17 protein-coding genes, 1 tRNA gene and 1 pseudogene are annotated in these 20,815 nt (G+C 68.2%); 4 read left to right on the top strand and 15 right to left on the bottom strand.

What is annotated here, in order from left to right:
* The first annotated feature begins 37 nt into the window (after nucleotides 1-37).
* Genes FBT96_RS03590 through FBT96_RS03580 form a run of 3 tightly spaced genes read left to right on the top strand, consistent with a single transcriptional unit; the run spans nucleotide 38 to nucleotide 2,774 of the window.
* A complete protein-coding gene (locus FBT96_RS03590) occupies nucleotides 38-901 on the top strand; it encodes an ABC transporter permease (RefSeq protein WP_136904986.1) in 864 nt (287 codons plus the stop codon).
* Nucleotides 898-1,746, top strand: coding sequence for an ABC transporter permease (locus FBT96_RS03585; protein ID WP_136904985.1), 849 nt, complete (start codon nucleotides 898-900; stop codon nucleotides 1,744-1,746). Before FBT96_RS03590 ends, FBT96_RS03585 begins: the two co-directional genes overlap by 4 nt.
* Before the next feature lie 47 nt (nucleotides 1,747-1,793).
* Entirely contained in the window at nucleotides 1,794-2,774 is a 981-nt protein-coding gene (locus FBT96_RS03580) for an ABC transporter substrate-binding protein (RefSeq protein ID WP_136905057.1), read from the top strand.
* Nucleotides 2,775-2,817: 43 nt separating this feature from the next.
* On the opposite strand, the gene FBT96_RS03575 is transcribed toward FBT96_RS03580, so the two are convergent.
* The gene (locus FBT96_RS03575; protein WP_136904984.1) at nucleotides 2,818-6,030 is read right to left on the bottom strand and encodes an FG-GAP repeat protein; all 3,213 of its coding nucleotides are present in this window, start codon (nucleotides 6,028-6,030) and stop codon (nucleotides 2,818-2,820) included.
* A 390-nt stretch (nucleotides 6,031-6,420) separates the two neighbouring features.
* Between FBT96_RS03575 and FBT96_RS03570 the strand changes: the two genes are divergently transcribed.
* The gene (locus tag FBT96_RS03570; RefSeq protein WP_136904983.1) at nucleotides 6,421-8,469 is read left to right on the top strand and encodes a putative bifunctional diguanylate cyclase/phosphodiesterase; all 2,049 of its coding nucleotides are present in this window, start codon (nucleotides 6,421-6,423) and stop codon (nucleotides 8,467-8,469) included.
* Here FBT96_RS03570 and FBT96_RS03565 read toward each other — a convergent pair.
* The 14 genes and pseudogenes from FBT96_RS03565 to FBT96_RS20980 all read right to left on the bottom strand — a co-directional run.
* Nucleotides 8,466-9,497, bottom strand: coding sequence for a methyltransferase domain-containing protein (locus tag FBT96_RS03565; protein ID WP_136904982.1), 1,032 nt, complete (start codon nucleotides 9,495-9,497; stop codon nucleotides 8,466-8,468). The genes FBT96_RS03570 and FBT96_RS03565 overlap by 4 nt on opposite strands.
* A gap of 148 nt (nucleotides 9,498-9,645) precedes the next feature.
* Nucleotides 9,646-9,721, bottom strand: a tRNA-Ala gene (locus FBT96_RS03560).
* An 82-nt stretch (nucleotides 9,722-9,803) separates the two neighbouring features.
* Nucleotides 9,804-10,262 carry a thioredoxin TrxC gene (trxC, locus tag FBT96_RS03555; protein WP_136904981.1) on the bottom strand — a complete coding sequence of 153 codons (459 nt, stop codon included), beginning with the start codon at nucleotides 10,260-10,262 and terminating at the stop codon, nucleotides 9,804-9,806.
* Between the two features lie 67 nt (nucleotides 10,263-10,329).
* Nucleotides 10,330-10,920, bottom strand: a complete 591-nt coding sequence (locus FBT96_RS03550; RefSeq protein ID WP_136904980.1) for a thymidine kinase — start codon at nucleotides 10,918-10,920, stop codon at nucleotides 10,330-10,332.
* A 69-nt stretch (nucleotides 10,921-10,989) separates the two neighbouring features.
* The gene (locus FBT96_RS03545; protein WP_169583187.1) at nucleotides 10,990-12,303 is read right to left on the bottom strand and encodes a DEAD/DEAH box helicase; all 1,314 of its coding nucleotides are present in this window, start codon (nucleotides 12,301-12,303) and stop codon (nucleotides 10,990-10,992) included.
* A 280-nt stretch (nucleotides 12,304-12,583) separates the two neighbouring features.
* Nucleotides 12,584-13,033, bottom strand: coding sequence for a D-aminoacyl-tRNA deacylase (gene dtd / locus FBT96_RS03540; RefSeq protein WP_136904979.1), 450 nt, complete (start codon nucleotides 13,031-13,033; stop codon nucleotides 12,584-12,586).
* Nucleotides 13,030-13,953 (bottom strand): carbohydrate kinase family protein, encoded by a 924-nt coding sequence (locus FBT96_RS03535; RefSeq protein ID WP_136904978.1) that lies wholly within the window; start codon nucleotides 13,951-13,953, stop codon nucleotides 13,030-13,032. Before FBT96_RS03535 ends, dtd begins: the two co-directional genes overlap by 4 nt.
* A 54-nt stretch (nucleotides 13,954-14,007) precedes the next feature.
* Nucleotides 14,008-15,135 (bottom strand): primosomal protein N' (replication factor Y) - superfamily II helicase, encoded by a 1,128-nt coding sequence (locus tag FBT96_RS03530; protein ID WP_136904977.1) that lies wholly within the window; start codon nucleotides 15,133-15,135, stop codon nucleotides 14,008-14,010.
* A gap of 3 nt (nucleotides 15,136-15,138) precedes the next feature.
* Nucleotides 15,139-16,239 carry an SPFH domain-containing protein gene (locus FBT96_RS03525; RefSeq protein WP_136904976.1) on the bottom strand — a complete coding sequence of 367 codons (1,101 nt, stop codon included), beginning with the start codon at nucleotides 16,237-16,239 and terminating at the stop codon, nucleotides 15,139-15,141.
* Between the two features lie 8 nt (nucleotides 16,240-16,247).
* Nucleotides 16,248-17,195 (bottom strand): DUF2927 domain-containing protein, encoded by a 948-nt coding sequence (locus FBT96_RS03520; protein WP_136904975.1) that lies wholly within the window; start codon nucleotides 17,193-17,195, stop codon nucleotides 16,248-16,250.
* On the bottom strand, nucleotides 17,192-18,358 hold the full coding sequence (locus tag FBT96_RS03515; RefSeq protein ID WP_136904974.1) for a toxic anion resistance protein: 1,167 nt from the start codon (nucleotides 18,356-18,358) through the stop codon (nucleotides 17,192-17,194). Before FBT96_RS03515 ends, FBT96_RS03520 begins: the two co-directional genes overlap by 4 nt.
* Nucleotides 18,359-18,380: 22 nt before the next feature.
* Nucleotides 18,381-19,070: a hypothetical protein gene (locus FBT96_RS03510; RefSeq protein WP_136904973.1), complete on the bottom strand. Its 690-nt coding sequence runs from the start codon at nucleotides 19,068-19,070 to the stop codon at nucleotides 18,381-18,383.
* A 132-nt stretch (nucleotides 19,071-19,202) separates the two neighbouring features.
* Nucleotides 19,203-20,114, bottom strand: coding sequence for a 5-bromo-4-chloroindolyl phosphate hydrolysis family protein (locus tag FBT96_RS03505; protein WP_136904972.1), 912 nt, complete (start codon nucleotides 20,112-20,114; stop codon nucleotides 19,203-19,205).
* A gap of 161 nt (nucleotides 20,115-20,275) precedes the next feature.
* Nucleotides 20,276-20,815: pseudogene (locus FBT96_RS20980) on the bottom strand (DEAD/DEAH box helicase); the annotation flags it as partial.

The following is a 20,815-nucleotide window of genomic DNA, read 5'->3' as shown; positions in this document are numbered from 1 at the left end:
GAGGATATTTGAGGCAAGATAAAAGGGGGGGCCGGGCATGAGATCGATCCTTCCGATCCTGACGGTTCTGAGTGCCATTGTCGCGCTGTGGTATGGTGCGGCGGTGATGCTGAACAAGCAATGGACCTATGATCAGGCCGCGCGCGCCGGGGGGACGGTGACCACGGCGCAGATGCTGGCCGATACGATGATGCAGGAACGCCCCGTCCTGCCCGCGCCGCATCAGGTGGCGAAGGGGCTGTGGGACGGGTTCGCAGGGCAGAAGATCACCTCGAAGAAAAGTCTGGTGCTGCATTCCTGGATCACCTTTTCGGCGACGATGGCGGGCTTTGCGCTTGGCACGGCGGCGGGGATCTTGCTGGCGGTGGGCATCGTGCATTCGCGCGCCATGGACATGAGCGTGATGCCCTGGGCGATTGCCAGCCAGACGATCCCGATCCTGGCGATTGCGCCGATGGTCATTGTCGTCTTGGCATCCTTGGGGATCAAGGGCTTGATTCCAAAGGCGATCATCGCGGCTTATCTGAGCTTCTTCCCGGTGCTGGTGGGCATGGTCAAGGGGCTGCGCGCGCCCGATGCGATGCAGCTTGACCTGTTGCGCACCTATAATGCCAGCGGGTCTGAGACGTTCTGGAAGCTGCGGCTGCCGTCCTCGATGCCCTATCTTTTCGCCTCGCTGAAAGTGGGCGTCGCCGCCGCGCTTGTGGGCACGATCGTCGCCGAACTGCCTGCGGGGGCGTCGCAGGGCCTGGGCGCGCGGCTTCTGTCGGGCAGCTATTACGGCCAGACGATCCAGATCTGGTCGGCGCTGTTTGCGGCCGCGATCCTGGCCGCGGGGCTGGTGCTGATCGTCGGGCTGATCGAGGGCCGGGTTCTCAAACGCATGGGGATGGTGCGATGAGCGCGATCGGCTGGGGAGCGATCCTGTTCTGGGGCGTCGCGATGGGGCTCAACTTCCTTCTGGCGGAGCGGTTTCCGAATGCGCGTCCGGTGCGCGCTCTGGTGGCGACGCTGTTCGGCGTCACGCTTCTGGTGCTGTGGCAGGGGCTGGTGCGGGGGCTCGATGTCAGCCCCGTGATCCTGCCCGCGCCGAGCGACATCGCCGCCGCGATTGCCGCCAACCTGCCCCTTTTGTGGGGGGATTTCGTGCAGACGATCCTCAAGGGGGCGCTGGCGGGCTATCTGATCGGCTGCGGCGCGGCGATTTTGGTGGCGATTGCGGTTGACCGCTCGCCCTTCCTGCAGCGCGGGCTTTTGCCGGTCGGCAATTTCGTCGCCGCCCTGCCCATCGTCGGCATCGCGCCGATTCTGGTGATGTGGTTCGGCTTCGACTGGCACTCAAAGGCCGCCGTCGTCGTCGTGATGGTGTTCTTTCCGGTGCTGGTGAACATGGTCGCGGGGCTGGCCGCCACGGATGCGTTAAGCCGCGATCTGATGGCGACCTGGTCGGCAAGCTATGGCCAAAGCCTGATCAAGATGCGCTTGCCCGCGGCCTTGCCCTTTCTGTTCAACGGTTTGAAGATCGCCACCACGCTGGCGCTGATCGGCGCGATCGTTGCCGAGTTTTTCGGCTCGCCCACCCGCGGCATGGGGTTTCGCATCTCCACCTCGGTCGGGCAGCTTGATCTGGCGCTGGTCTGGGCCGAGATTGCGGTGGCGGCGCTGGCGGGATCGGGCCTGTTCGGGCTGATCGCGATGATCGAGAAGGCGGCGACCTTCTGGCACCCGTCGCAACGGGGAAGATGAGTTCAACCAACCGGGCGCAAGTCCCGGACGCAACAGGAGAGACGATGATGAAAAAGGTGATGCTGGGGGCGGCGGCACTGGCGCTGATGGCGGGCGCCGCCTCGGCCGAAGAGGTCAAGCTGCAGCTGAAATGGGTGACGCAGGCGCAATTCGCGGGCTATTACGTCGCCGCCGAAAAGGGCTATTTCGAGGAAGAGGGGCTTGATGTCACGATCCTGCCCGGTGGCCCCGATATCGCGCCCGAGCAGGTGATCGCGGGCGGGGGCGCCGATGTGATCGTCGACTGGATGCCGCCCGCTTTGGCCGCGCGCGAAAAGGGGCTCAAGCTGGTCAATATCGCGCAGCCCTTCAAGCATTCGGGCATGATGCTGACCTGTCTGAAGGAATCGGGCGTCGCCACCACCGCCGATTTCAAGGGCAAGACGCTGGGCGTCTGGTTCTTCGGCAATGAATATCCGTTCCTGAACTGGATGTCGAAGCTGGGCATTCCGACCACCGGCGGGGCGGATGGGGTCGAGGTGCTGAAACAGGGGTTCAACGTCGATCCGCTGTTGCAAAAGCAGGCGGCCTGCATCTCGACGATGACCTACAACGAATATTGGCAGGTGATCGATGCGGGGATCAAGCCCGAGGATCTGGTGACCTTCAAATATGAGGACGAGGGCGTCGCGACGCTGGAAGACGGTCTTTACGTGATGGAGGACAAGCTGGCCGATCCCGCCTTCAAGGCGACGATGGTCAAATTCGTCCGCGCCGCGATGAAGGGCTGGAAATATGCCGAGGCGAACCCGGACGAAGCCGCGATGATCGTTCTGGAAAACGACGAGACCGGGGCGCAGACCGAGACGCATCAGAAGCGCATGATGAGCGAAGTGGCAAAGCTGACGGCGGGTTCGAACGGGGCGCTGGATGTGGCGGATTACGAGCGCACCGTGGCGACGCTGATGGGCGGCGGTTCGGATCCGGTGATCACCAAGGCGCCCGAGGGGGCCTATACGCTCGAGATCACCAACGAAGCGCTGAAATAAGCGGTACAAAGCGGAAAGGGCGCCCGCGGGCGCCCTTTTCCGATCAATAGATCAGGATATCGGCGCTTGTCAGAGCCAGATCCGGGGCCAGGATCGCCACCAGAACCCGCCCGCCCGCGGCCGTGCCGTTCGGATCATAGAAGAGCCGCCCGGTGTCGCTTTCATAGATCAGCCGGTCGTCGGCCTCTTGCGCCAGACCCGTCGTGTTGATCACGAAGGCGCCGCTCGCCACCCGCCCCGGGACCAGCGCCGCGAAGACCGCGTCCTCGAACCGCAGCGTGTCCTCCAGCGGGTTGAAATCCAGGATGCGATCCAGATTGTCCGGCGCGGGCGCGGTGTCGAAGACGAAGCTGTCCGCCCCGGCGCCGCCGCCGAGCGTGTCCAGGCCAAGCCCGCCCGAGAGCCGGTTCGCCCCCGCATTGCCCGAGATCTGGTTCGCCCCCGCATTGCCGGTGCCACTGATCGCCGCGGTGCCGGTCAGCACCAGCCGCTCGACAAAGCTGCGGGCCGCCCCCGTCAGGCTGTAGCTGACCGAGGCCAGCACCGTGTCGATGCCGCCCGCATCGCGCAGGTCGGTCTCGGAGATCGTCTCGACGACGCGGTCGGCGGCATTCTCGACGATGTAGGTGTCGTTGCCCGCGCCCCCCAGCAGCAGATCCTTCCCCGCGCCGCCATCAAGCCGGTTCGCCCCGCCATTGCCGGTCAGCCAGTTGTCCAGCGCATTGCCGGTGGCATTGATCGCCGCGGTGCCGGTCAGCACCAGCCGCTCGACAAAGGCGCGCGTTGCCCCCGTCAGAGCGTAGCTGACCGAGGTCATCACCGTGTCGATGCCGCCCGCGTCGCGCAGATCGGATTCGGAAATCGTCTCGACGACGCGGTCGCTGGCGCGCTCGACGAAATAGATGTCGTTGCCCGCGCCGCCGATCATCACATCCGCCCCCGCGCCGCCGCTGAGCCGGTTCGCCCCGCCGTTGCCGGTCAGCGTGTTGTCCAGCGCATTGCCGGTGGCATTGAGCGCCGCGGTGCCGGTCAGCACCAGCCGCTCGACAAAGCCGCGGCCCGCCGCCGCCAGACTGTAGCTGACCGAGGTCAGCACCGTGTCGATGCCGCCCGCATCGCGCAGGTCGGTCTCGGAGAGGGTCTCAAGCACCTGATCGGCGTCGCTGTCGACCGTGTAGACATCGTTGCCCGCGCCGCCCAGCATCACATCCGCCCCGGCGCCGCCCTGCAGCCGGTCGTTGCCGTCGCCGCCTTCCAGCCGGTCATCGCCGCCGCCGCCGTCCAGCGTGTCGGCTCCGTCCAGACCGCGCAAAAGATTGGCATTGTCGTTGCCGGTCAGACGGTTGCCGAGCGCATTGCCGGTGGCCGAAAGCGCCCCGGTGCCGATCAGGATCAGCGTCTCGACGTAGCAGGCGCCCGCGCAAAGCGTAAGATCATAAGAGATCCGGGCCAGAACCGTATCGGCGCCGCCCGCATCCTCGGCGCCCTCGGGGGTGCAGAATTCGCAGACCGTGTCGGTCTCGCTGTCGACGACATAGGTATCATCGCCCGCGCCGCCGCGCAGCGTGTCCGCCCCCGCGCCGCCGTCCAGCGTGTCATTGCCCGCCGCGCCCAGCAGGGCGTCCAGCCCCGCCGCGCCGTAAAGCAGGTCGTTGCCCGCAAAGCCCAGCACCGCATCGTCGCCGGTGCTGCCCGAGAGCGTGTCATTGCCGATGCTGCCCGAGAGCCTACTGGCGAAACTGCCGCCATACAGCACCACCGCCGCCCCCGCCGCCGTCGGATCGCCCTGCGCGCCCGGGGCGCCGAGCAGCAGATCGCCGAGCCCGTCGCCGTTCAGATCGCCCGCCGCCGCGACCGAGACCCCGGCCGAGGCGCCCGCCCAGCCGATCAGCGCCAGCCCGTCAAGCCCGTCCAGATCAGCGAGGTCGAGCGTGCCGAAGGGCGTCGCCCCCGCCGCCACATTGCGCCCGAAGATCACCCAGGCGGCGCCGGTCCCGCCGTCGCGCCCGGGGGCGCCCAGAACCAGATCGCCCAGCCCGTCGCCGTTCACGTCGCCCGCCGCCGAGACCGCCCAGCCCAGGGCGTCATTCGATCCCGCGCCGGTGATCGCAAAGCCCTCGCTCGGGTCCAGCGTCGCCAGATCGAGCGCGCCGAAGGGCGGGCCCCCGGCGCCGGTGTCGCGCCCGAAGATCACCCAGGCGCCGCCGCTCCAGGGGGCGGTGCCCTGCGCATAGGGGGCGCCGATCGCGAGGTCGTCGATGCCGTCGCCGTTGATGTCGCCGAGCGCCGCCACCGACCAGCCCGCCGCCGCGCCGTCGCCGGGGCCGGTCAGGGCAAAGCCGGTCCCGGGCGTCAGCGCGGCAAGGTCGATCGGGCCGCGGTCGGGATCGGCGCTGCCGAAGATCACCCAGGCCGTGCCGGCATCCTCGCCCGTCGCCCCCGCGCCCGCAACATCGCGGCCCGGCGCGGCAAGGATCAGATCCATCAGCCCGTCGCCGTTCAGATCCCCCGCCTGCGACACCGAAAGCCCGAGCAGATCCCAGTCGGAAGGGCCGGTGATCGCCTGACCCAGCCCCGCGGGCAGTGCCGTCAGCGCGATCTGCCCCAGCCGCGACAGGTCGGCCCCGCCGCGGATCAGCCAGACCGCGCCGGTATCGGTGCCGCCCGCGTCGGCGCGCGGTACGCCGATCAGCAGATCGGCCAGACCGTCGCCGTCGAGATCCCCCGCCGCCGCGACGCTGCTGCCCGCCAGATCGGCCTCGGCGCCGCCGCTGATCCGCAGCGCCCGGTCGGCCGGGCTGTCGGTCAGATCAAGGGGCCCCCCGGCGCCGATATCGGGGGCGCCGAAGACCACCCAGGCCGCGCCGCCATCCGTGGCCCCGGCATCGCTGCGCGGCGCGCCGATCACGATATCGTCGAGGCCGTCGCCGTTCACGTCGCCCGCCGCGGCCAGGCTGGCGCCGAACCTTGCGCCCGTCTCGGGGCCGCGGATCATCAGCCCCTGCGCCGGGGTGAGCGCGTCCAGATCGATCGGCCCCGTCGGGCCCCCGGCACTGCCGAAAATCACCCAGACCGCGCCGGTATCCGCCCCGCCCCGGCTGTCGCCGATCGCCCCGATCATCAGATCGTCGTGCCCGTCGCCGTTGAGGTCGCCCGCCGAGGCGACGCAGACGCCGAATCCCGCGCCTGTCACGCTGTCGTGCAGGACAAAGCCCTGATCCGATGTCAGGGCCGAAAGGTCGATTTCTCGCGCCATCCGCCCTCCCGCGCGGCGCCGGTCCGCGCTGCCGCACCGCGGGGCCCGCCGGACCGGGGGCGTCGGGTGCAACGGTGAAAATTCTGCGCCCCGACCCCGGTTGCGGCAAGGATTATTTAACGAACTGCGGAAAGACAGGGGGCAGGGCAGGCGCAGGGCCCGGCAAGATCGGCCTTGTCCTGCACAATCTGGGGCTGCATCAAGGTTTTGGTGGCAACTCGGGTATATTCAGGGAGGACGGGGCGGGATGCGCGCGCCCCGCGCGGAGGACTGTCGCATGCCGAATTCTCGCATGCTGAAATCGCTTGCTGTCGATTCGGGCGACCTGCCCCGGCCCCGGCCGGGCGGGGCCGGGTCTTGCGGCCGCCGCGGCGCGGGGGCGGCGCGGTGATGGATTTTCCGCCCCTTGCTTGCGATGGTTTCGGACCGGAGGCCGACCTGCTGCCCTGCGGGCTGTTGCTGACCGATCCGGAGGGGCGCATCCGCGCCGTCAATGCGACGCTGCTGCGCTGGCTCGGGCAGCCCGCATCGGCGCTGATCGGGCAGCGCGGCTTTGCGCATCTGCTGGCGATGCCGGGGCAGGTCTACTGGAAGACGGATCTGTGGCCGAAGCTCTGCGCGCAGGGCCATCTGGACGAGGTGACGCTGCCCTTTCCCGATGCGGGCGGCGGGCTGCGCCACTGCCTGCTCAGCGCGCAGCTGTCGCAAGACGGGGGCCGCATCGGCTTCGTGCTGTTCGATGCGGCGCGGGCGCATCAGCGCGATCAGGATCAGGCGCGCGCGGGCGTGCTGGCGCAGCTGCGCATGCGCTGGCTGGCGCAGATCGAACGCATGGCCGGGGTCGGCGCCTTTGCGCTGGATCCCGAAACCGGCGAGATCGAGGCCTCGGACCGGGTGTTCGAGATGCTGGGCCTGCCCGCGGCGGCGGGGCTGACGCTGGAGCAGCTGCTGGCGCGGTTCGTCTCGGACAAGGTGCGCGTGGCGATCCGGGACGATCTGGCGCAGCTTGCGCGCAGCCAGACGCCGCTCGAGCACGAGGCGGTGCTGTCGACCCCCGCGGGCGCGCTGCGCCGTGTGCAGCTGCAGGCCGAGGGGGAATGGCTGGGCGGGCAGATGACGCGCATCGCCGGGGTGCTGCACGACATCACCCGGATGCACGAGGATCAGCAGCGGCTCTGGCAGGCGGCCAATATCGACGAGCTGACCGGCCTTGCCAATCGCCGCCTGTTCCACCGCCATCTGCAGGGCGCGCTGGAGGGGGGGGGCTTTGCGCTGGTGCTGCTCGATCTCGATGATTTCAACGGGGTGAACGATCTTCTGGGCGCCGATGCGGCGGATGCGCTGTTGCGCGAGGTGGCGGTGCGGCTTTCGGGGCTTGTCGGCGCGGCCGGGCTGGCGGCGCGGCTGGGCGGCGACGAATTCGCCCTGCTTTTGCCCGCGGCCGATGCCGATGCGGCGGCCGAACGGCTGGCGCAGGCGGCGCTGGCGGCGCTGGCGCAGCCTTTCGACGTCGCCGCGACGGTGCTGACGGCCTGCATCGGCCTGGCCAGCTTTCCCGCCGATGCCACCGATGCCGAGGGGCTGCTGCGCTGCGCCCGTCAGGCCCTGGCCGAGGTGAAAACGGTCCGGCCGGGCTCGGCCGCTTTCCTGCGCGGGCCGCTGCGCGACCGGGTCGAGGCCCGCCGCGCCGCCATCGCCTTCGTGCAGGAGGCCGCGCGCGAGGGCCGGATTCTGGCCTGGTATCAGCCCAAGGTGCGGCTCGACAGCCGCCGCATCGTCGGCTACGAGGCGCTGGCGCGGATCCGCGGCGCCGATGGCACGATCAGCGGTCCCGAATTCTGGGGCGCGGCGCTGGACGATGTCGATTGCGCGCGGCTGGTTGATGGCAATGTGCTCGATGCGGTTCTGGCCGATCTGACGCGCGATGCGGCGCGGCTGATGCGGGTGGGGGTCAATTTCTCCGAAGCCTCGCTGCGGGGCATGGATTTCGCCGAACAGATTCTGGCGCTGATCGCGACGCGCGGGCTTTCGCCCGCCCTGATCGAGCTGGAAGTGGTCGAAACCGTGCTGCTGGGGCAGCGCGCGGGGGTGCTGGCGCAGGGCTTCACGCGGCTGCGCGCGCAGGGGATGCGGATTGCGCTGGATGATTTCGGCACCGGCTTCGCCTCGCTGTCGCATCTGCGCGATCTGCCGATCGACCGCATCAAGCTCGACAAATCCTTCGTGATGGGGCTGGCGGCCGATCACCGCAACGCCCCGATCTTGCGCGCGATTCTGGATCTGGCGGCGGTGCTTGGCCTGGAAACCGTCGCCGAAGGCGTGGAGACCGAAAAGGCCGCGGTCTATCTGCGCGGGCTGGGCTGTCTGGAAGGGCAGGGCTTCCGATTCGGCCCCGCCCGTCCCTTCGCGATGCTGCCGCCCGCGGGCAGCAAGCTTTAGCGCGCCGCGCGCCGGGCCCGCCGCCGCTGGCGGCGCTGCCGGTTCCAGATCCGCAGCCGCGCCAGCATCTGCCGCGGGTTCAGTAGCAGCGCGCGCAGCGGATGTCCGGCGTCGCGTTCGGCGATCTCCCAGCGCGGCGTGCTCAGGAACGGGGTTTCGCCCAGCCGCAGCGCCACGGCGCGCAGCAGCGCGGCGCGGCGGCGGGTGAAATCGGCCGTGTCGCGCGGGGCAGGGGCCACGGGCTTGCGCAGATGCACGAAGAATTCATGCCCCTGCGTCGGCGCGATTTCGAGGATCTCGAAGTCGACAAGGCCCAGATGGTGCAGCTCGCGCAGATGCAGTTCGAACAGCTCGGGAAAGAGCACGCTGCAATGGGCGTCGGTATAGTCATAGGGCGCGGCAAGCCGGGCCACGAAGGCGTCATATTGCGCCTGCAGGGTCTCGTCGGGGCGAAACTGGGCCGGATCCTCGGTCAAAAAGCCGCTGGCCTCGCTTGTTTCCGTGCCGCGCAGGTAAAGTGCGCGATAGCCGTAGGCGTCGAACAGCGTGACCGGATCGGGTTTGCTGCGGTCCTCATGGAAGGCCAGCAGCCAGTCGCCCAGCCGGGTCGGGAAGCGGAAATGGTCGAAACAGGCGCGGCCATCGGGAATCGCCATGCTCAGCACGCCGCCCGGTTTCAGCGCCTGCGCCGCGCCCTGCAGGAACAGGATCGGATTGGCGAGATGTTCGAAATTATGCGACGAGACGATGTGATCGAAACTGCCCAGCAGGCCCTCCCGGTCCAGCACCGCACCGATCCGGCAGGCATCGCCGACGAAATCGACCGCTTCGATCTCGGCGATGCGGCTGTCGGGGATGAAGCTGTTCTCGCGCGCCCGGGCCCGCAGGGTTTCGGTGTCGAAGACGTCGAAGATCCGCACGTTGCAGCCCGCGCGTTTCGGCAGGGCGGGGTTGAAATAGGGGGCAATCTCGATCCCGCAGGCGGTCGGGGTCACATGTTTCAAAAGCAGGTCGAGGCGGGAAGCCATGGCCGTTCTCTCCCGAAATGAGGGCGTCGCGCCGGATCTGGCGCCGGGTCAAGGTCAATGAAGACACCGCGCCCGGAAACCGGGTCGGCTGTCCGGAATTCCCTTGAGGCAGAAACTTTGCCTCGGGTCAACTTTCAATGGAACGGCTTGGTGGAGCTGAGGGGGATCGAACCCCTGACCTCATCATTGCGAACGATGCGCTCTCCCAACTGAGCTACAGCCCCTCGCCGTGGGGGGGTATTTCGCCCAAGGCGCGGGTAATGTCAAGCGCCTCAAACCCCTCCCCGCACAAATTTTTTCATCTTCTCAGGCGCGCGCCCCCAGCTTGCCGCGGACGAAGCCCACCAGCTCGCTTGCGGGCCGGGCACCGGCGGCCCGCGCCAGCTCGCGGCCCTTGCGAAACAGGATGAAGGCGGGGATGCCCTGGATGCGGTGACGCTGCGCGGCCGCCGGATGGGCCTCGGTGTCGATCTTCGCCAGCCGCACCTGACCCGTCAGCGTCGCCGCGGCGGATTGAAATTGCGGCGCCATCTGGCGGCACGGGCCGCACCAGGGCGCCCAGAAATCGACGAGCAGCGGCAGGTCGTCGCGCTCGGCCTGGGCCAGCGTCGCCGGATCGATCTCGGCCACCTTGCCGGTGATCAGCGCCGCGCCGCAGATGCCGCATTTCGGCCCCGCCGCCAGCCGGTCCGAGGGCACCTTGTTCGCCTGCCCACAGGCAAGGCAGGTCAGTCGCAGCGCTTCCGCCATCTCGATCTCCATCATATGCGCGTTGTGGAATATATTTGGCGCCGACGGCCGATTTCAAGACGGCGGATTCAAGGTTGCGGGGTCACGCCTGCGGGCCGTCGCCCATCGCGTCGCGCCAGTGGCGGCGACACAGCGAGACATAGGTCTCGTTGCCGCCGATCTGCACCTGCGCGCCTTCGTGCAGGGCCAGGCCATCGGGGCCCATCCGCACCACCATCGTCGCCTTCTTGCCGCAATGGCAGATGGTGCGGACCTCGCGCATTTCATCGGCCAGCGCGAGCAGCGCCGCAGAGCCCGGGAACAGCTGGCCGCGGAAATCGACGCGCAGCCCGTAACACATCACCGGCAGCCCCAGATCGTCCACGACCCGGGCCAGCTGCCAGACCTGCGCCTCGGTCAGAAATTGCGCTTCATCGATAAAAACACAGGCGCAGGGGCCTGAGTCGAGCCGATTCTTGCACAAATCGAACATGTCGGTCTGGGGGGAGAAGCACGTCGCCGCGGCCGAGATGCCGATGCGGCTGCCGATCTTTCCGGGACCGGCGCGGTCATCCAGACGCGCCGTGACCAGCAAGGTCTGCATGCCGCGTTCGATGTAGTTGTAGGATGCCTGCAAGAGCGCGGTGCTCTTGCCGGCATTCATCGTCGAGTAATGGAAGTAAAGCTTGGCCATGCCGCCTTCTGCGTCAGCCGGGTCGGCCGCGCAAGAGGGCAGGCGGGGGCAGGGCCCCCGCGCCGGGTCTCAGTGACCGCGTTGCGCCCGCGCCGGACGCTTGGGCGCGGCCTGACCGCCCGTCGGGGCATGTCCTTCCGCGCGGCCGCCCCGTTTCGCCGCCGGTTTCGCATCGGGCTTGCGGGCCGGTTTCGCCTCGCCCTCGCGGGCGGGTTTCGGCCCCTGACCGCGGTGCTGCTTTTTCGGCTGGCTGTTGCGCCCGGGGGCGGGACGACTGCCGCCTTCGGCATGGGGCTCGCCGCCGATGACCGGGATCTTCGCCCCCATCGCGGCCTCGATCGCGCGCAGATCGCTCATTTCGAGCGGTCCGCAGAAGGCCACGGCGCGGCCATCGCGCCCGGCCCGCGCGGTGCGGCCGATGCGGTGCACGTAGTTCTCCGGCACGTTCGGCAGGTCGTAGTTGTAGACATGCGCCACCTGCGGAATATCAAGGCCGCGCGCCGCCACGTCGGTCGCCACCAGCACCTGCACCTCGCTGGCGCGGAATGCGGACAGCGCCCGTTCCCGCTGCCCCTGGCTTTTGTTGCCATGGATGGCGGTGACCGAAAAGCCCCATTTTTCCAGAAGCTTCGTCAGCTTGTCCGAGCCATGCTTGGTGCGGTTGAAGACCACCGCCAGCTCGCCCGGATGGCGCGAGATATATTCGGCCAGAAGTGCTGCCTTTTCGCCCTGGGTGGTGAAATGCACGCCCTGATCGATCTTTTCGGCGGCCTTGCCGGGGGTGGCGACCTCGACCCGGATCGGGTCGGACAGGTAGCTGGCCGCCAGTTCCTCCATCAGCTTCGGCATCGTCGCCGAGAACAGCAGCGTCTGCCGTTCCGCCGGGATCAGCTTGGCGATGCGGCGCAGCGCGTGGATGAAGCCGATGTCGAGCATCTGGTCGGCCTCGTCGAGCACCAGATATTTCGTCTCGCTCAGCACCAGCGCGCGGCGCTCGATCAGGTCGATCAGGCGGCCCGGCGTGGCGATCAGCACGTCGCAGCCCTTGGACAGTTTTTCCGCCTGCACGTTCAGCGAGGCGCCGCCGACGACGCGCTGGATCCGCACCGGGGCGCCCTCGGCATAGGCGGCAAGGTTGTCGTGGATCTGCGTCGCAAGTTCCCGCGTCGGCGCCAGCACCAGGGCGCGCACGGTTTTCGGCGCCGGGCGTTTGCCATAGGCGAGGATTCGGGTCAGCATCGGCAGGCCGAAGGCGGCGGTCTTGCCGGTCCCGGTCTGAGCAAGGCCAAGGATGTCACGGCCGCGCACGATCTGCGGGATGGCTTTCGCCTGGATCGGCGTCGGTTTGGTCAGGCCAAGCCCGGCCAGGTTTTTCAGCAGCATCGGCGCAAGGCCGAGGTTTTCAAAGGTTTCCAAAGGGTTCGTCTTTCGTGGCGCATAGGCGCGCAAAGGTCCATGCCCCCGGTCGGGGGCGGCGGCGGGCGGGCGGTGCAAGGCGTTGCACCCGGCCCCCCGCGTGAATGTGAGGCCAATTGTCCCGGTCGTGCTTTCGCAATGAAAGCGGCTGCTCACGCGGCAGCGAGGGCGGGATGCCTAGCAGATGGGCGCGATGGCCCCGCATGTCAAGGCAATCCGCGCAATCTTCCGCATTTCTGCCGATCGATCAGGCGCGATCGGCACTGTCCATCCAGATCGTCACCGGCCCGTCATTGACCAGACTGACCGCCATGTCCGCCCCGAACTCGCCATTCGCCACCGGAAGGCCGAGGTCGCGCAGATTGTTCGAAAACTGCACATAAAGCCGATTGCCCTCTTCCGGCGGGGCGGCGCTTGAAAAGCCCGGGCGGTTGCCGCGCGACGTGTCGGCGGCCAGGGTGAACTGGCTCACGACCAGACAGGCGCCGCCGATATCGGTGACCGAGCGGTTCATCTTGCCCGCCTCGTCCTTGAAGATGCGCAGCTTCGCAATCCGGGCGGCGAGTTTCTCCGCCTCGGTTTCGGTATCGCCCTGCATGGCGCAGACGAGGATCAGGAGGCCCGGTCCGATCTCGCCCGTAACCCGCTCATCCACTTCAACTTTTGCGCGGCTGACGCGCTGGATCAGGGCTCTCATTTCAGCTCTTCCGCCCAGGGTGGGTTGGCGCCCGCACGGCTGACGGTGATCGCGGCCGCGGCATTGCCAAGCTTGAGACAGGCAGACATCAGCGCCGCATCGGCGGTGGCGATACCGGCTTTCGTCAGCCTCCCCGCCCGGTCGAGCGCCGCCAGAACACCGGCGTTGAACGTGTCGCCCGCGCCCACGGTATCGACCACATGCACCCGGTGCGCGGGTTCGAAAAGGGAAAGTTCGGCGTTGAAGGCATGGGCTCCGTTGCTTCCCTCGGTGACGAAGATCAGCTTCGGTCCGCGTGCCAGAAGGCCGCGCGCCAGCGCTGCGATCTCGCCCGGACCTTCCAGCCAGCGCAGGTCTTCGTCCGAGAGTTTCACGATATCGGCCAGCGCGATCATCCGGGCCAGCCGGGCGCGATAGGCGGCCGCGTCGCGGATGAAGCCCGGGCGGATGTTCGGGTCGAGCATGGTGATCCGGGTCGCGGCCGCGCGCGTCATCAGCGCTTCATAGGTGTTGCCACAGGGCTCGACCGGCAACGAGATGCCACCGAAGAAAAGCGCCGTCACCTCGGCCGGAAGGGCAGGCAGATCCTCCGGGCTGATCATCCGTCCAGCGGTATTTTCGTCGTAAAATGCGTAGCTTGCGTGACCATCCACAAGCTTGACAAAGGCCAGGGTCGTCGGCCGGTCCGACCGGATCGAGAGCCCGGCATCGACGCCGGAGGCCGCCAGCGTCTCGATCAGCATCGCGCCGAACAGATCGGTCGAGATCCCCGACAGAAACCCGGCGCGCGCGCCCAGTCGGCCCAGCGCGATCGCCGTGTTGAACACCGAGCCGCCCGCATGGGGGGCAAAAGCCGCCTCGCCCGCCGGGCTTTGCCGCGGCAACATGTCGATCAGCGCTTCGCCGCAACTCAGGATCATCGTTCCCTCCCCGTTTGGCGAGACATAGCGCCTGGCGGCGCGGGGCGCAATAAATCAGCGTTGTTGAATATTGTAGAGCCAGACCCCAACCCCCACCGCAATCGCCGCCAGAAGCACCGCAAAGGCGATCTTCCAGGCCGACCAGGGCCGATCCCCGCGCACCTGCCCGGTCTGCGCGTTGATGACGAAGCGATAGGGGCGGTCGCGATACTTGTAGGCGGCGGTCCAGATCGGCAACAGGATGTGCTTGAAGGTCTCGGCCGAAAAATCGGTGTCGATCGAGGCCACGCGCTGCTCGTCGCCGCCGATGTCGCGCCGCACATCCATGTCGATCACCCGCGCCATTTCGGTGCGCGCCTGATCATGCCCGTCGGAGAGATCGACCGTATAGCCCTCGGCCTCGAATCCGGAAAGGTAATCAGGGTGATAGGGCGTCAGCGCCGACAGATCCCAGGGCTGCAGCGCCGCCATGTAGGCGGGCGGCAGCGCACGCGAGGCATAGATCACCACATCGTCGAAATCGCGCGCGACGCGGCCCGCGACCGGGGTCCAGCGCACATGCCGCACCTGCTGGCTGCGGGTTTCCATCTTCCCGTTCACCTCGACCCGAACCTGCTCGGTCTCGTAATAGGCATCGCCCCGCGCGCCGCTGTAATGCGAGCGGGTCTCGGCGTCGAAGGTCCAGAACGGCGCATAGACGCCGGTCATCTTGCGCCCCTTGCGGGCATATTGCCTCAGCCCCGAGGGCGCGAACCAGAGCCCGGACAGCCAGGTGCTCAGCGCCGCATGCGCCTGCGCTTCGGTCAGGGCGAAAGGCACCACGCCCTGCGGCTTGATCTGCCGTGAAAGGCCTGTGTCGATCACCACCGGAGTTGCACAAAACGGACATTGCACCGCATGATTCGCGCCGGTGATCTCGATCAGCGCTGCACAATTCGAACATGTCAGCGTCCGGCTTTCCTGCATCGCCTCGGCGGGCAGACGTGCCGCCAGACCGGCGGCCAGCGGCAGTTCCACCAGCCCCGAACGGCCCCGGCCAAGGGCACGCGGGATCGCCTGTTCATGGCCGCAATGATCGCAGACCAGCTTTTCCCGACCGGGGGCAAAGCGCAGATCGGCGCCGCAGGCTTCGCAAGGCGTGTGATGTTCGGTCTTGTCGCGAGAGACCTTGGGCAGCGCCATGGCTTACACCCCGGGCGGCGGCGGCGGCGGGGTGGTGGCGAAGAGCGCGGCCAGATCCGGCACCTCGGCGGCGGCTTTCCAGCCCTCCTGACCCGGCGCCCAGACGAGGCTGGCGCGGCTGAAGCCGCCCGCGGTGATCATCGCCGCCAGCTGCGCGCGGCCAAAGGGGCCGGTGGTCTGGCCGTTCGCCGCCACATGCCAGACGGGTTCGACGGGCGGCGGCGGCGGAGGGGGCGGCGCTGCGGCGGCGGCGGGCGCGGCCCCCCACGGCCCGGCGGCCATCCCCATCCCCATCCCGGCGCCCATCCCCATGCCCATGGCGGTGCCCATCGGGTTGCCCGGCTGCGCCACCGCCTGCGCGGCGTTGAACTGCATGTAGCGGTTCAGATCGCCGACGATCCCCATCGAGGTGCGCTGATCCAGAACCTTTTCGACTTCCTCGGGCAAGCTGATGTTTTCGATATAGAATTCCGGGATCGAGAGGCCATAGGCCGCGACCACCGGATCGATCGCCCCGGCCACCAGCTTGCCCAGGTCGGCCGTGTTCGCCGCCATGTCGAGCACCGGGATCTTCGCCGCTGCGACAACCCGCGAAAATTCCTGCACGATCACGTTGCGGATCTGGAAGCTGATCTCGTCGGCGGTGAATTCGCCATCGGTGCCGACGATTTCCCGCATGAAAACAGCCGGATCGACCACGCGCATCGCATAGGTGCCAAAGGCGCGCAGCCGCACCGGGCCGAATTCCGGGTCGCGGCAGGTCACCGGATTCTTCGTGCCCCATTTCAGATCGGTGAAGCGGGTGGTGTTGAGGAAATAGATCTCGGATTTGAAGGGCGAGCGGAAGCCGTGGTCCCAATGCTGCAGCGTCGTCAGGATCGGCATGTTGTTGGTTTCAAGCTGATAAAGCCCGGGCCCGAAGACATCGGCCAGCTGGCCCTCATGCACGAAAACCGCCGCCTGCCCCTCGCGCACGGTCAGTTTCGCGCCGTATTTGATCGCATGCCCCTCGCGTTCGAACCGCCAGACCATCGTATCGCGCGTGTCATCGACCCAATGGATCACGTCGATGAATTCGCCCGTCAGGAAATCAAGAATGCCCATGGGGTCTCCTAGCTGCCGCCGGTGAGCTCGGTGGCGATGTCGGTGATGATCGGGCGCGCTTCGGCCTCGGTCATGCCGGGGCGCAGGCGCGGGTCGTAAAGCATCCGCAGCAGCAGCTCGTCATGCCGCGTCAGCAGCGCGAATTCCTCGTCATCGTTGAAGACCGAGGGCCGGGCATGCGGATAATCATTCGCAAGTCCAAGACCTTGCGCCAGTTCCTCATGCACGCAGGAGCGCCGCATCAGGTCGGGGTGTTCGGCGCGGATCACCGCGACGGCATGGTTGTAGGCGGGCGCGTCGCCCGCCGAGAAGGCGAAGACGACGCAGAAGGTCGAGGGCGCAAGGCTGGTGATCGCGGTGACCGAGGCGGCGTCGATCCCCGGCACCAGCTGCATCAGCCGCGGCGCCAGCGCGCGGCGTTCGTCCTCGTTCACCACCAGCACGTCGAAATTCGCCCCCTCCGTCACCACCGAAACCGGGTGCCGGGTGGCGCCGGCCAGTTGCCCGGCATAGGCGGAGATCATCGCCCGGTCTTCGGCGCGCTGCGGCAGCGGCACCGAGTCGCCGAAATCGACCGAAATCCGTACCGGCATCTCCCAGCGGCGCAGCCGCGAGGCGCGGGTCTGCGCGATATAGGTGCCGCCGAAGGCCGAATATTCGTCGTAAAGCGCGACATGAATGAAGTTGTCGATCAGCTGATGCGTGGCAAAGGGCGCATCGCGCGGGGCGACATCGACGCGCATCAGCCCGCGGCTGCGCAGCGTCGCCGCGACCTGACGGTAATAGGCTTCGGCGGCCAGACTTTCGGGGCTGCGCGGGCTGACCGAGACCGGCGCGGGCGGCGCGGGCGCAGGGCGCGGGGATCGGTCGAGACCGCCCCCCGGGTCCGGATCGAAACAGCCCGACAGCGCCGTGCAGAGCGTTAAAATACCCGCAAGCCTTTGACCTTGCTTCATTCCTTGCCCTGCACCGGCTTGGCCCGGGCCGAAGACAGGGTCTCGCGCAGGGTGGCTTCCAAAGTGACCAGTTCCGCCTCGGCCTCGGCGCGATGCCGCTTGCCCTCGTCGGCGATGCGCAGACTGTCCTCGATCGTCGCGATCAGCTCGGCATTGGCGCCGCGGATCGCCGCAATGTCGAAGACGCCGCGCTCCATTTCGGTACGCACCGTCGCATTGGCCTCGCGCAGGGTTTTCGCATTCGCCGCCAGCAGCTCGTTCGTCAGATCGGCCGCCTGTTTCACCGCCTTCGCCGCATCGGCCGAGCGCTGGATCGTCACCGCCTGCGCCAGCTGCGTTTCCCACAGCGGCACGGTGTTGACGAGCGTCGAATTGATCTTGGTGATCAGGCTCTTGTCGTTTTCCTGCACCAGCCGGATCGAGGGCAGCGACTGCATCGTCACTTGTCGCGTCAGCTTCAGATCATGCACGCGCCGTTCCAGATCATCGCGCGCGGCGCGCAGATCGCGCAGCTCCTGGGCGCGCAGCATCTTGTCGGCCTCGGGGGCGGCGGCCAGCGCGGCTTCCTTGGCGGGGATGTCGGCGCGGTCGGTCTCGGCGATCTTCGCCTCGCCCGCGGCGATGTAAAGCGCCAGTTCGTCGTAGAAGTTCAGGGTCTTTTCGTAAAGCTGATCGAGCGCCTTGATATCGACCAGAAGCCGCTGTTCGTGGCCCAAAAGCGCATCGGTGATGCTGTCGATCTGGCCCTGCACCTCTTCGTAGCGGGCGACGAATTTCGCAAAGGGCGCGGCCCGGCCGGTCAGCCGGTCCCAGAGCGAGCGTTCGCGGCGGACATCCAGTTCCTCCTCGGAGAAACCGCGGATCGTCGTCACCAGCGCCGAGAGGCTGTCGCCCGCCGCGCCCAGATCCTTGGCGCGGACATCGGCCAGCATCTCCTGCGAGATCGCCTGCAATTCGACCTGCGCCCGGGTGCCGAACTGGGTGATCGAGCCGCTGTCGCGCAGGTCGATTTCCGCCATCCGCGCCCGGATCGCCTCGGCCACCGCGGGCGGCGCTTCGGCCAGCGGCGCCGGCGGCGGGGCGGGCGCGGCCAAAGCCGTCGCGGTCACGGTTTCAATTTCTGCAAGCGCCTTCGCGGCTTCGGCGCGGACGGTCTCGGTCATGCTCACCCCCCTTGGGGCGGTGTCAGGCCGGATCGACCTCGCCCCCGATCTGCACCCCACGCGGAGCGCCCGTCGCCCGGGCACGCAGCGCAATCAGGCAATCCAGCGTCTCGCCCGTGACTTTTTCGAGCGTGTCGGCATAGCTGCCAAGGGCATATTCCTTCGTCGTCTCGGGAAGGACAACCGAAAGTTTGCGCGTCGCGGCCTCGATCTGCACAAGCGCGCCGATCAGCGCGGTTTCGGCCTCGTGCCGGGCCTCGGCGGGGCGGGGGCGCAGATCATGCAACAGCCGCAGCTGCGCGGCGCGGCAATCGGCGAAAACCGGCAGCAGTTCCGGCGCAAGGCGGCGCAGTTGCCGGTGCACCTCGGTCATGCGCAGCTTCACCGCCTCGGCCAGATCGCCGCCTTCGGCCAGCTGCTTCGCGGGCGCCAGAGGCTGCCGCGGCCCGGGCGACCGGCGCAGCCCCGAGGCGCGGATCGACAGCTGCACCGTGGCGGCATGCAGATGGCCGATCAGCCTGCGGTGACACAGCACCGCCGCAAGGGCAAGCGGCGTGACGCAAAGCGCGGCCAGCCCGCCAAACCCGCCCCAGGGCGTCTCGGTCAGGGGGGCAAGCGCCTGCGACGCGGCGCCGGTGGCGGCCTGCGCCTGCAGCGCCCCCAGCCCGAGGGCGGCGGCAAGAACGGGAAGCGGAACGGCGGTCTGGACCATGGGACACCTTTGACACGATGCGGTCAGACTCGCCGTCCGGTGCGGCCGATTTGTGGCCAAGCTGCGGAAACTGCCGGGAAAATGGGCAGTTTGAAAAGAACGGCGTGTTTCCGGGCGGGAAACGCTGTCCGCTCAAAAGGTCTTGTCGGGGGGGCTGATCACGCCGTCGCGGGCCAGCCGGTCGCGCAGAACCTCGATTTCGATCTCCAGCCCCTCGCGGCCGCTGTCCAGAAGCGTCCGGGTGCGGGCGGTGAAATTCGCCTCCAGATCGTCCAGAAGCGATTCGAACTCCGCGCGCGCGCGGGCGTCCTGCGTGCTGGTCCAGAGATCGGCGAATTTCACCCCGGCGTCGCGGGCGCCCTGCAGATAGACGGTCATGTAGCGCCGCGCCGCGGTCAGATCGCCCGGGTCGTCCTCGACAGCGCGAAACAGCCCGCGCGCCGAGGCGGCAAAGGCCTCGGTCCGGGCGGTCAGGCGGGCGTCGTCGATCCGCGCGATCGCCGCGCGCAGGGCGGTCAGGTGCTTTTCGCCCTCGGCCACCACCTTGGCGACGCGGTCTTGCTGAAACGGGTCGATCCCCTCCATCCCCTTGTCGCGCATCGGATCAAGGCCAAAGGCGATCAGCCCCAGCGCCGCGCCGACGGCGGCCACGACCCCCGCGCCGATCAGGCCAAGTTCCGGCGCCTGCGCCCCCGCGGCCAGCCCCGCACCAAGGAGGATCGACCCCAGAGCCTTGCGCGGCAGGGCCGGGCGGCGGGCGGTCTTGCGCGCCGCAAAGGCGGCTTCGGCCTTCAGCCCTTCGCGCATCAGGAAGGCGGCCAGACCGATCGTGGCAAAGGCGCCGAGACTGCGCGCCAGCGCCAGGGGTCCATCGCCGAAGGCATTGAGAAGAAAAGGGAAAGCGGCGAAGACCAGCCAAGCCGGGCGGCCTGCCAGCGGGTGGCGCGGCGCGGTCTCGGGCAGCCGGTCGGGGGCTATGCCCGGAAAGCCCTGGTCGGGCACCCCGGGCCGGGGCGAGTATTTGCCGCCGAAACGCCGGGCCATTTCAGACCGTGCCTTTCAGCGCGACCGAGAAGATCAGCGCCAGAAGCAGTCCGAAAGCGATGGTTTGCATGGTCTTGTGCGACATGGGCCCTCCGCGGGTGGTCGGTTGCGCTCAAGGTAGGCGCAACCGGGCCGGGTTTGAAGGGGCTTGCCGCGCGGGATCAGCCGCGTTTCGGGCCGGGCTTGCCGCCGAAGGGCCGCTTGTCGCCGCCCGCGTGGCTCTTGAACCCTTCCGAGCGCGGTTTGCCGCCCGGTTTGCCGCCGTGGCTCTTGAAGCCTTCGGATTTGAATCCGGGCTTGCCGCCGCGCGGGCCGAAGGATTTGGCCCCCTCGCCATCGCGCGGGGCGTAGGGCTTGCGGTCGCCGTCTTCGCGGCGCGCATAGGGCTTTTTCTCGCCATCGCGCGGGGCGTAGGGCTTGCGGTCCCCATCTTCGCGGCGGGCGTAGGGCTTTTTCTCGCCGTCGCGCGGGGCGTAGGGTTTGCGGTCACCATCGTCACGACGGGCGTAGGGTTTCTTCTCGCCATCGCGCGGGGCGTAGGGCTTGCGGTCGCCATCTTCGCGGCGCGCATAGGGCTTTTTCTCGCCATCGCGCGGGGCGTAGGGCTTGCGGTCACCGTCTTCGCGGCGGGCGTAGGGCTTTTTCTCGCCATCGCGCGGGGCGTAGGGTTTGCGGTCGCCATCTTCGCGGCGGGCGTAGGG

The sequence above is a fragment of the Rhodobacter capsulatus genome (genome assembly GCF_005144475.1).
Lineage (GTDB): Bacteria > Pseudomonadota > Alphaproteobacteria > Rhodobacterales > Rhodobacteraceae > Rhodobacter > Rhodobacter capsulatus_C.
The sequence above is the reverse complement of the archived record's forward strand: the minus strand, read 5'-3'. Positions and strand labels throughout refer to the sequence as shown.

What these genes read in the sequence shown, in the direction of transcription:
- FBT96_RS03590 (WP_136904986.1), top strand. Translation starts at nt 38, where the DNA reads ATGAGATCGATCCTTCCGATCCTGACGGTTCTGAGTGCCATTGTCGCG.
- FBT96_RS03585 (WP_136904985.1), top strand. Translation starts at nt 898, where the DNA reads ATGAGCGCGATCGGCTGGGGAGCGATCCTGTTCTGGGGCGTCGCGATG.
- FBT96_RS03580 (WP_136905057.1), top strand. Translation starts at nt 1,794, where the DNA reads ATGAAAAAGGTGATGCTGGGGGCGGCGGCACTGGCGCTGATGGCGGGC.
- FBT96_RS03575 (WP_136904984.1), bottom strand. Translation starts at nt 6,030, where the DNA reads ATGGCGCGAGAAATCGACCTTTCGGCCCTGACATCGGATCAGGGCTTT.
- FBT96_RS03570 (WP_136904983.1), top strand. Translation starts at nt 6,421, where the DNA reads ATGGATTTTCCGCCCCTTGCTTGCGATGGTTTCGGACCGGAGGCCGAC.
- FBT96_RS03565 (WP_136904982.1), bottom strand. Translation starts at nt 9,497, where the DNA reads ATGGCTTCCCGCCTCGACCTGCTTTTGAAACATGTGACCCCGACCGCC.
- trxC (WP_136904981.1), bottom strand. Translation starts at nt 10,262, where the DNA reads ATGATGGAGATCGAGATGGCGGAAGCGCTGCGACTGACCTGCCTTGCC.
- FBT96_RS03550 (WP_136904980.1), bottom strand. Translation starts at nt 10,920, where the DNA reads ATGGCCAAGCTTTACTTCCATTACTCGACGATGAATGCCGGCAAGAGC.
- FBT96_RS03545 (WP_169583187.1), bottom strand. Translation starts at nt 12,303, where the DNA reads ATGCTGCTGAAAAACCTGGCCGGGCTTGGCCTGACCAAACCGACGCCG.
- dtd (WP_136904979.1), bottom strand. Translation starts at nt 13,033, where the DNA reads ATGAGAGCCCTGATCCAGCGCGTCAGCCGCGCAAAAGTTGAAGTGGAT.
- FBT96_RS03535 (WP_136904978.1), bottom strand. Translation starts at nt 13,953, where the DNA reads ATGATCCTGAGTTGCGGCGAAGCGCTGATCGACATGTTGCCGCGGCAA.
- FBT96_RS03530 (WP_136904977.1), bottom strand. Translation starts at nt 15,135, where the DNA reads ATGGCGCTGCCCAAGGTCTCTCGCGACAAGACCGAACATCACACGCCT.
- FBT96_RS03525 (WP_136904976.1), bottom strand. Translation starts at nt 16,239, where the DNA reads ATGGGCATTCTTGATTTCCTGACGGGCGAATTCATCGACGTGATCCAT.
- FBT96_RS03520 (WP_136904975.1), bottom strand. Translation starts at nt 17,195, where the DNA reads ATGAAGCAAGGTCAAAGGCTTGCGGGTATTTTAACGCTCTGCACGGCG.
- FBT96_RS03515 (WP_136904974.1), bottom strand. Translation starts at nt 18,358, where the DNA reads ATGACCGAGACCGTCCGCGCCGAAGCCGCGAAGGCGCTTGCAGAAATT.
- FBT96_RS03510 (WP_136904973.1), bottom strand. Translation starts at nt 19,070, where the DNA reads ATGGTCCAGACCGCCGTTCCGCTTCCCGTTCTTGCCGCCGCCCTCGGG.
- FBT96_RS03505 (WP_136904972.1), bottom strand. Translation starts at nt 20,114, where the DNA reads ATGGCCCGGCGTTTCGGCGGCAAATACTCGCCCCGGCCCGGGGTGCCC.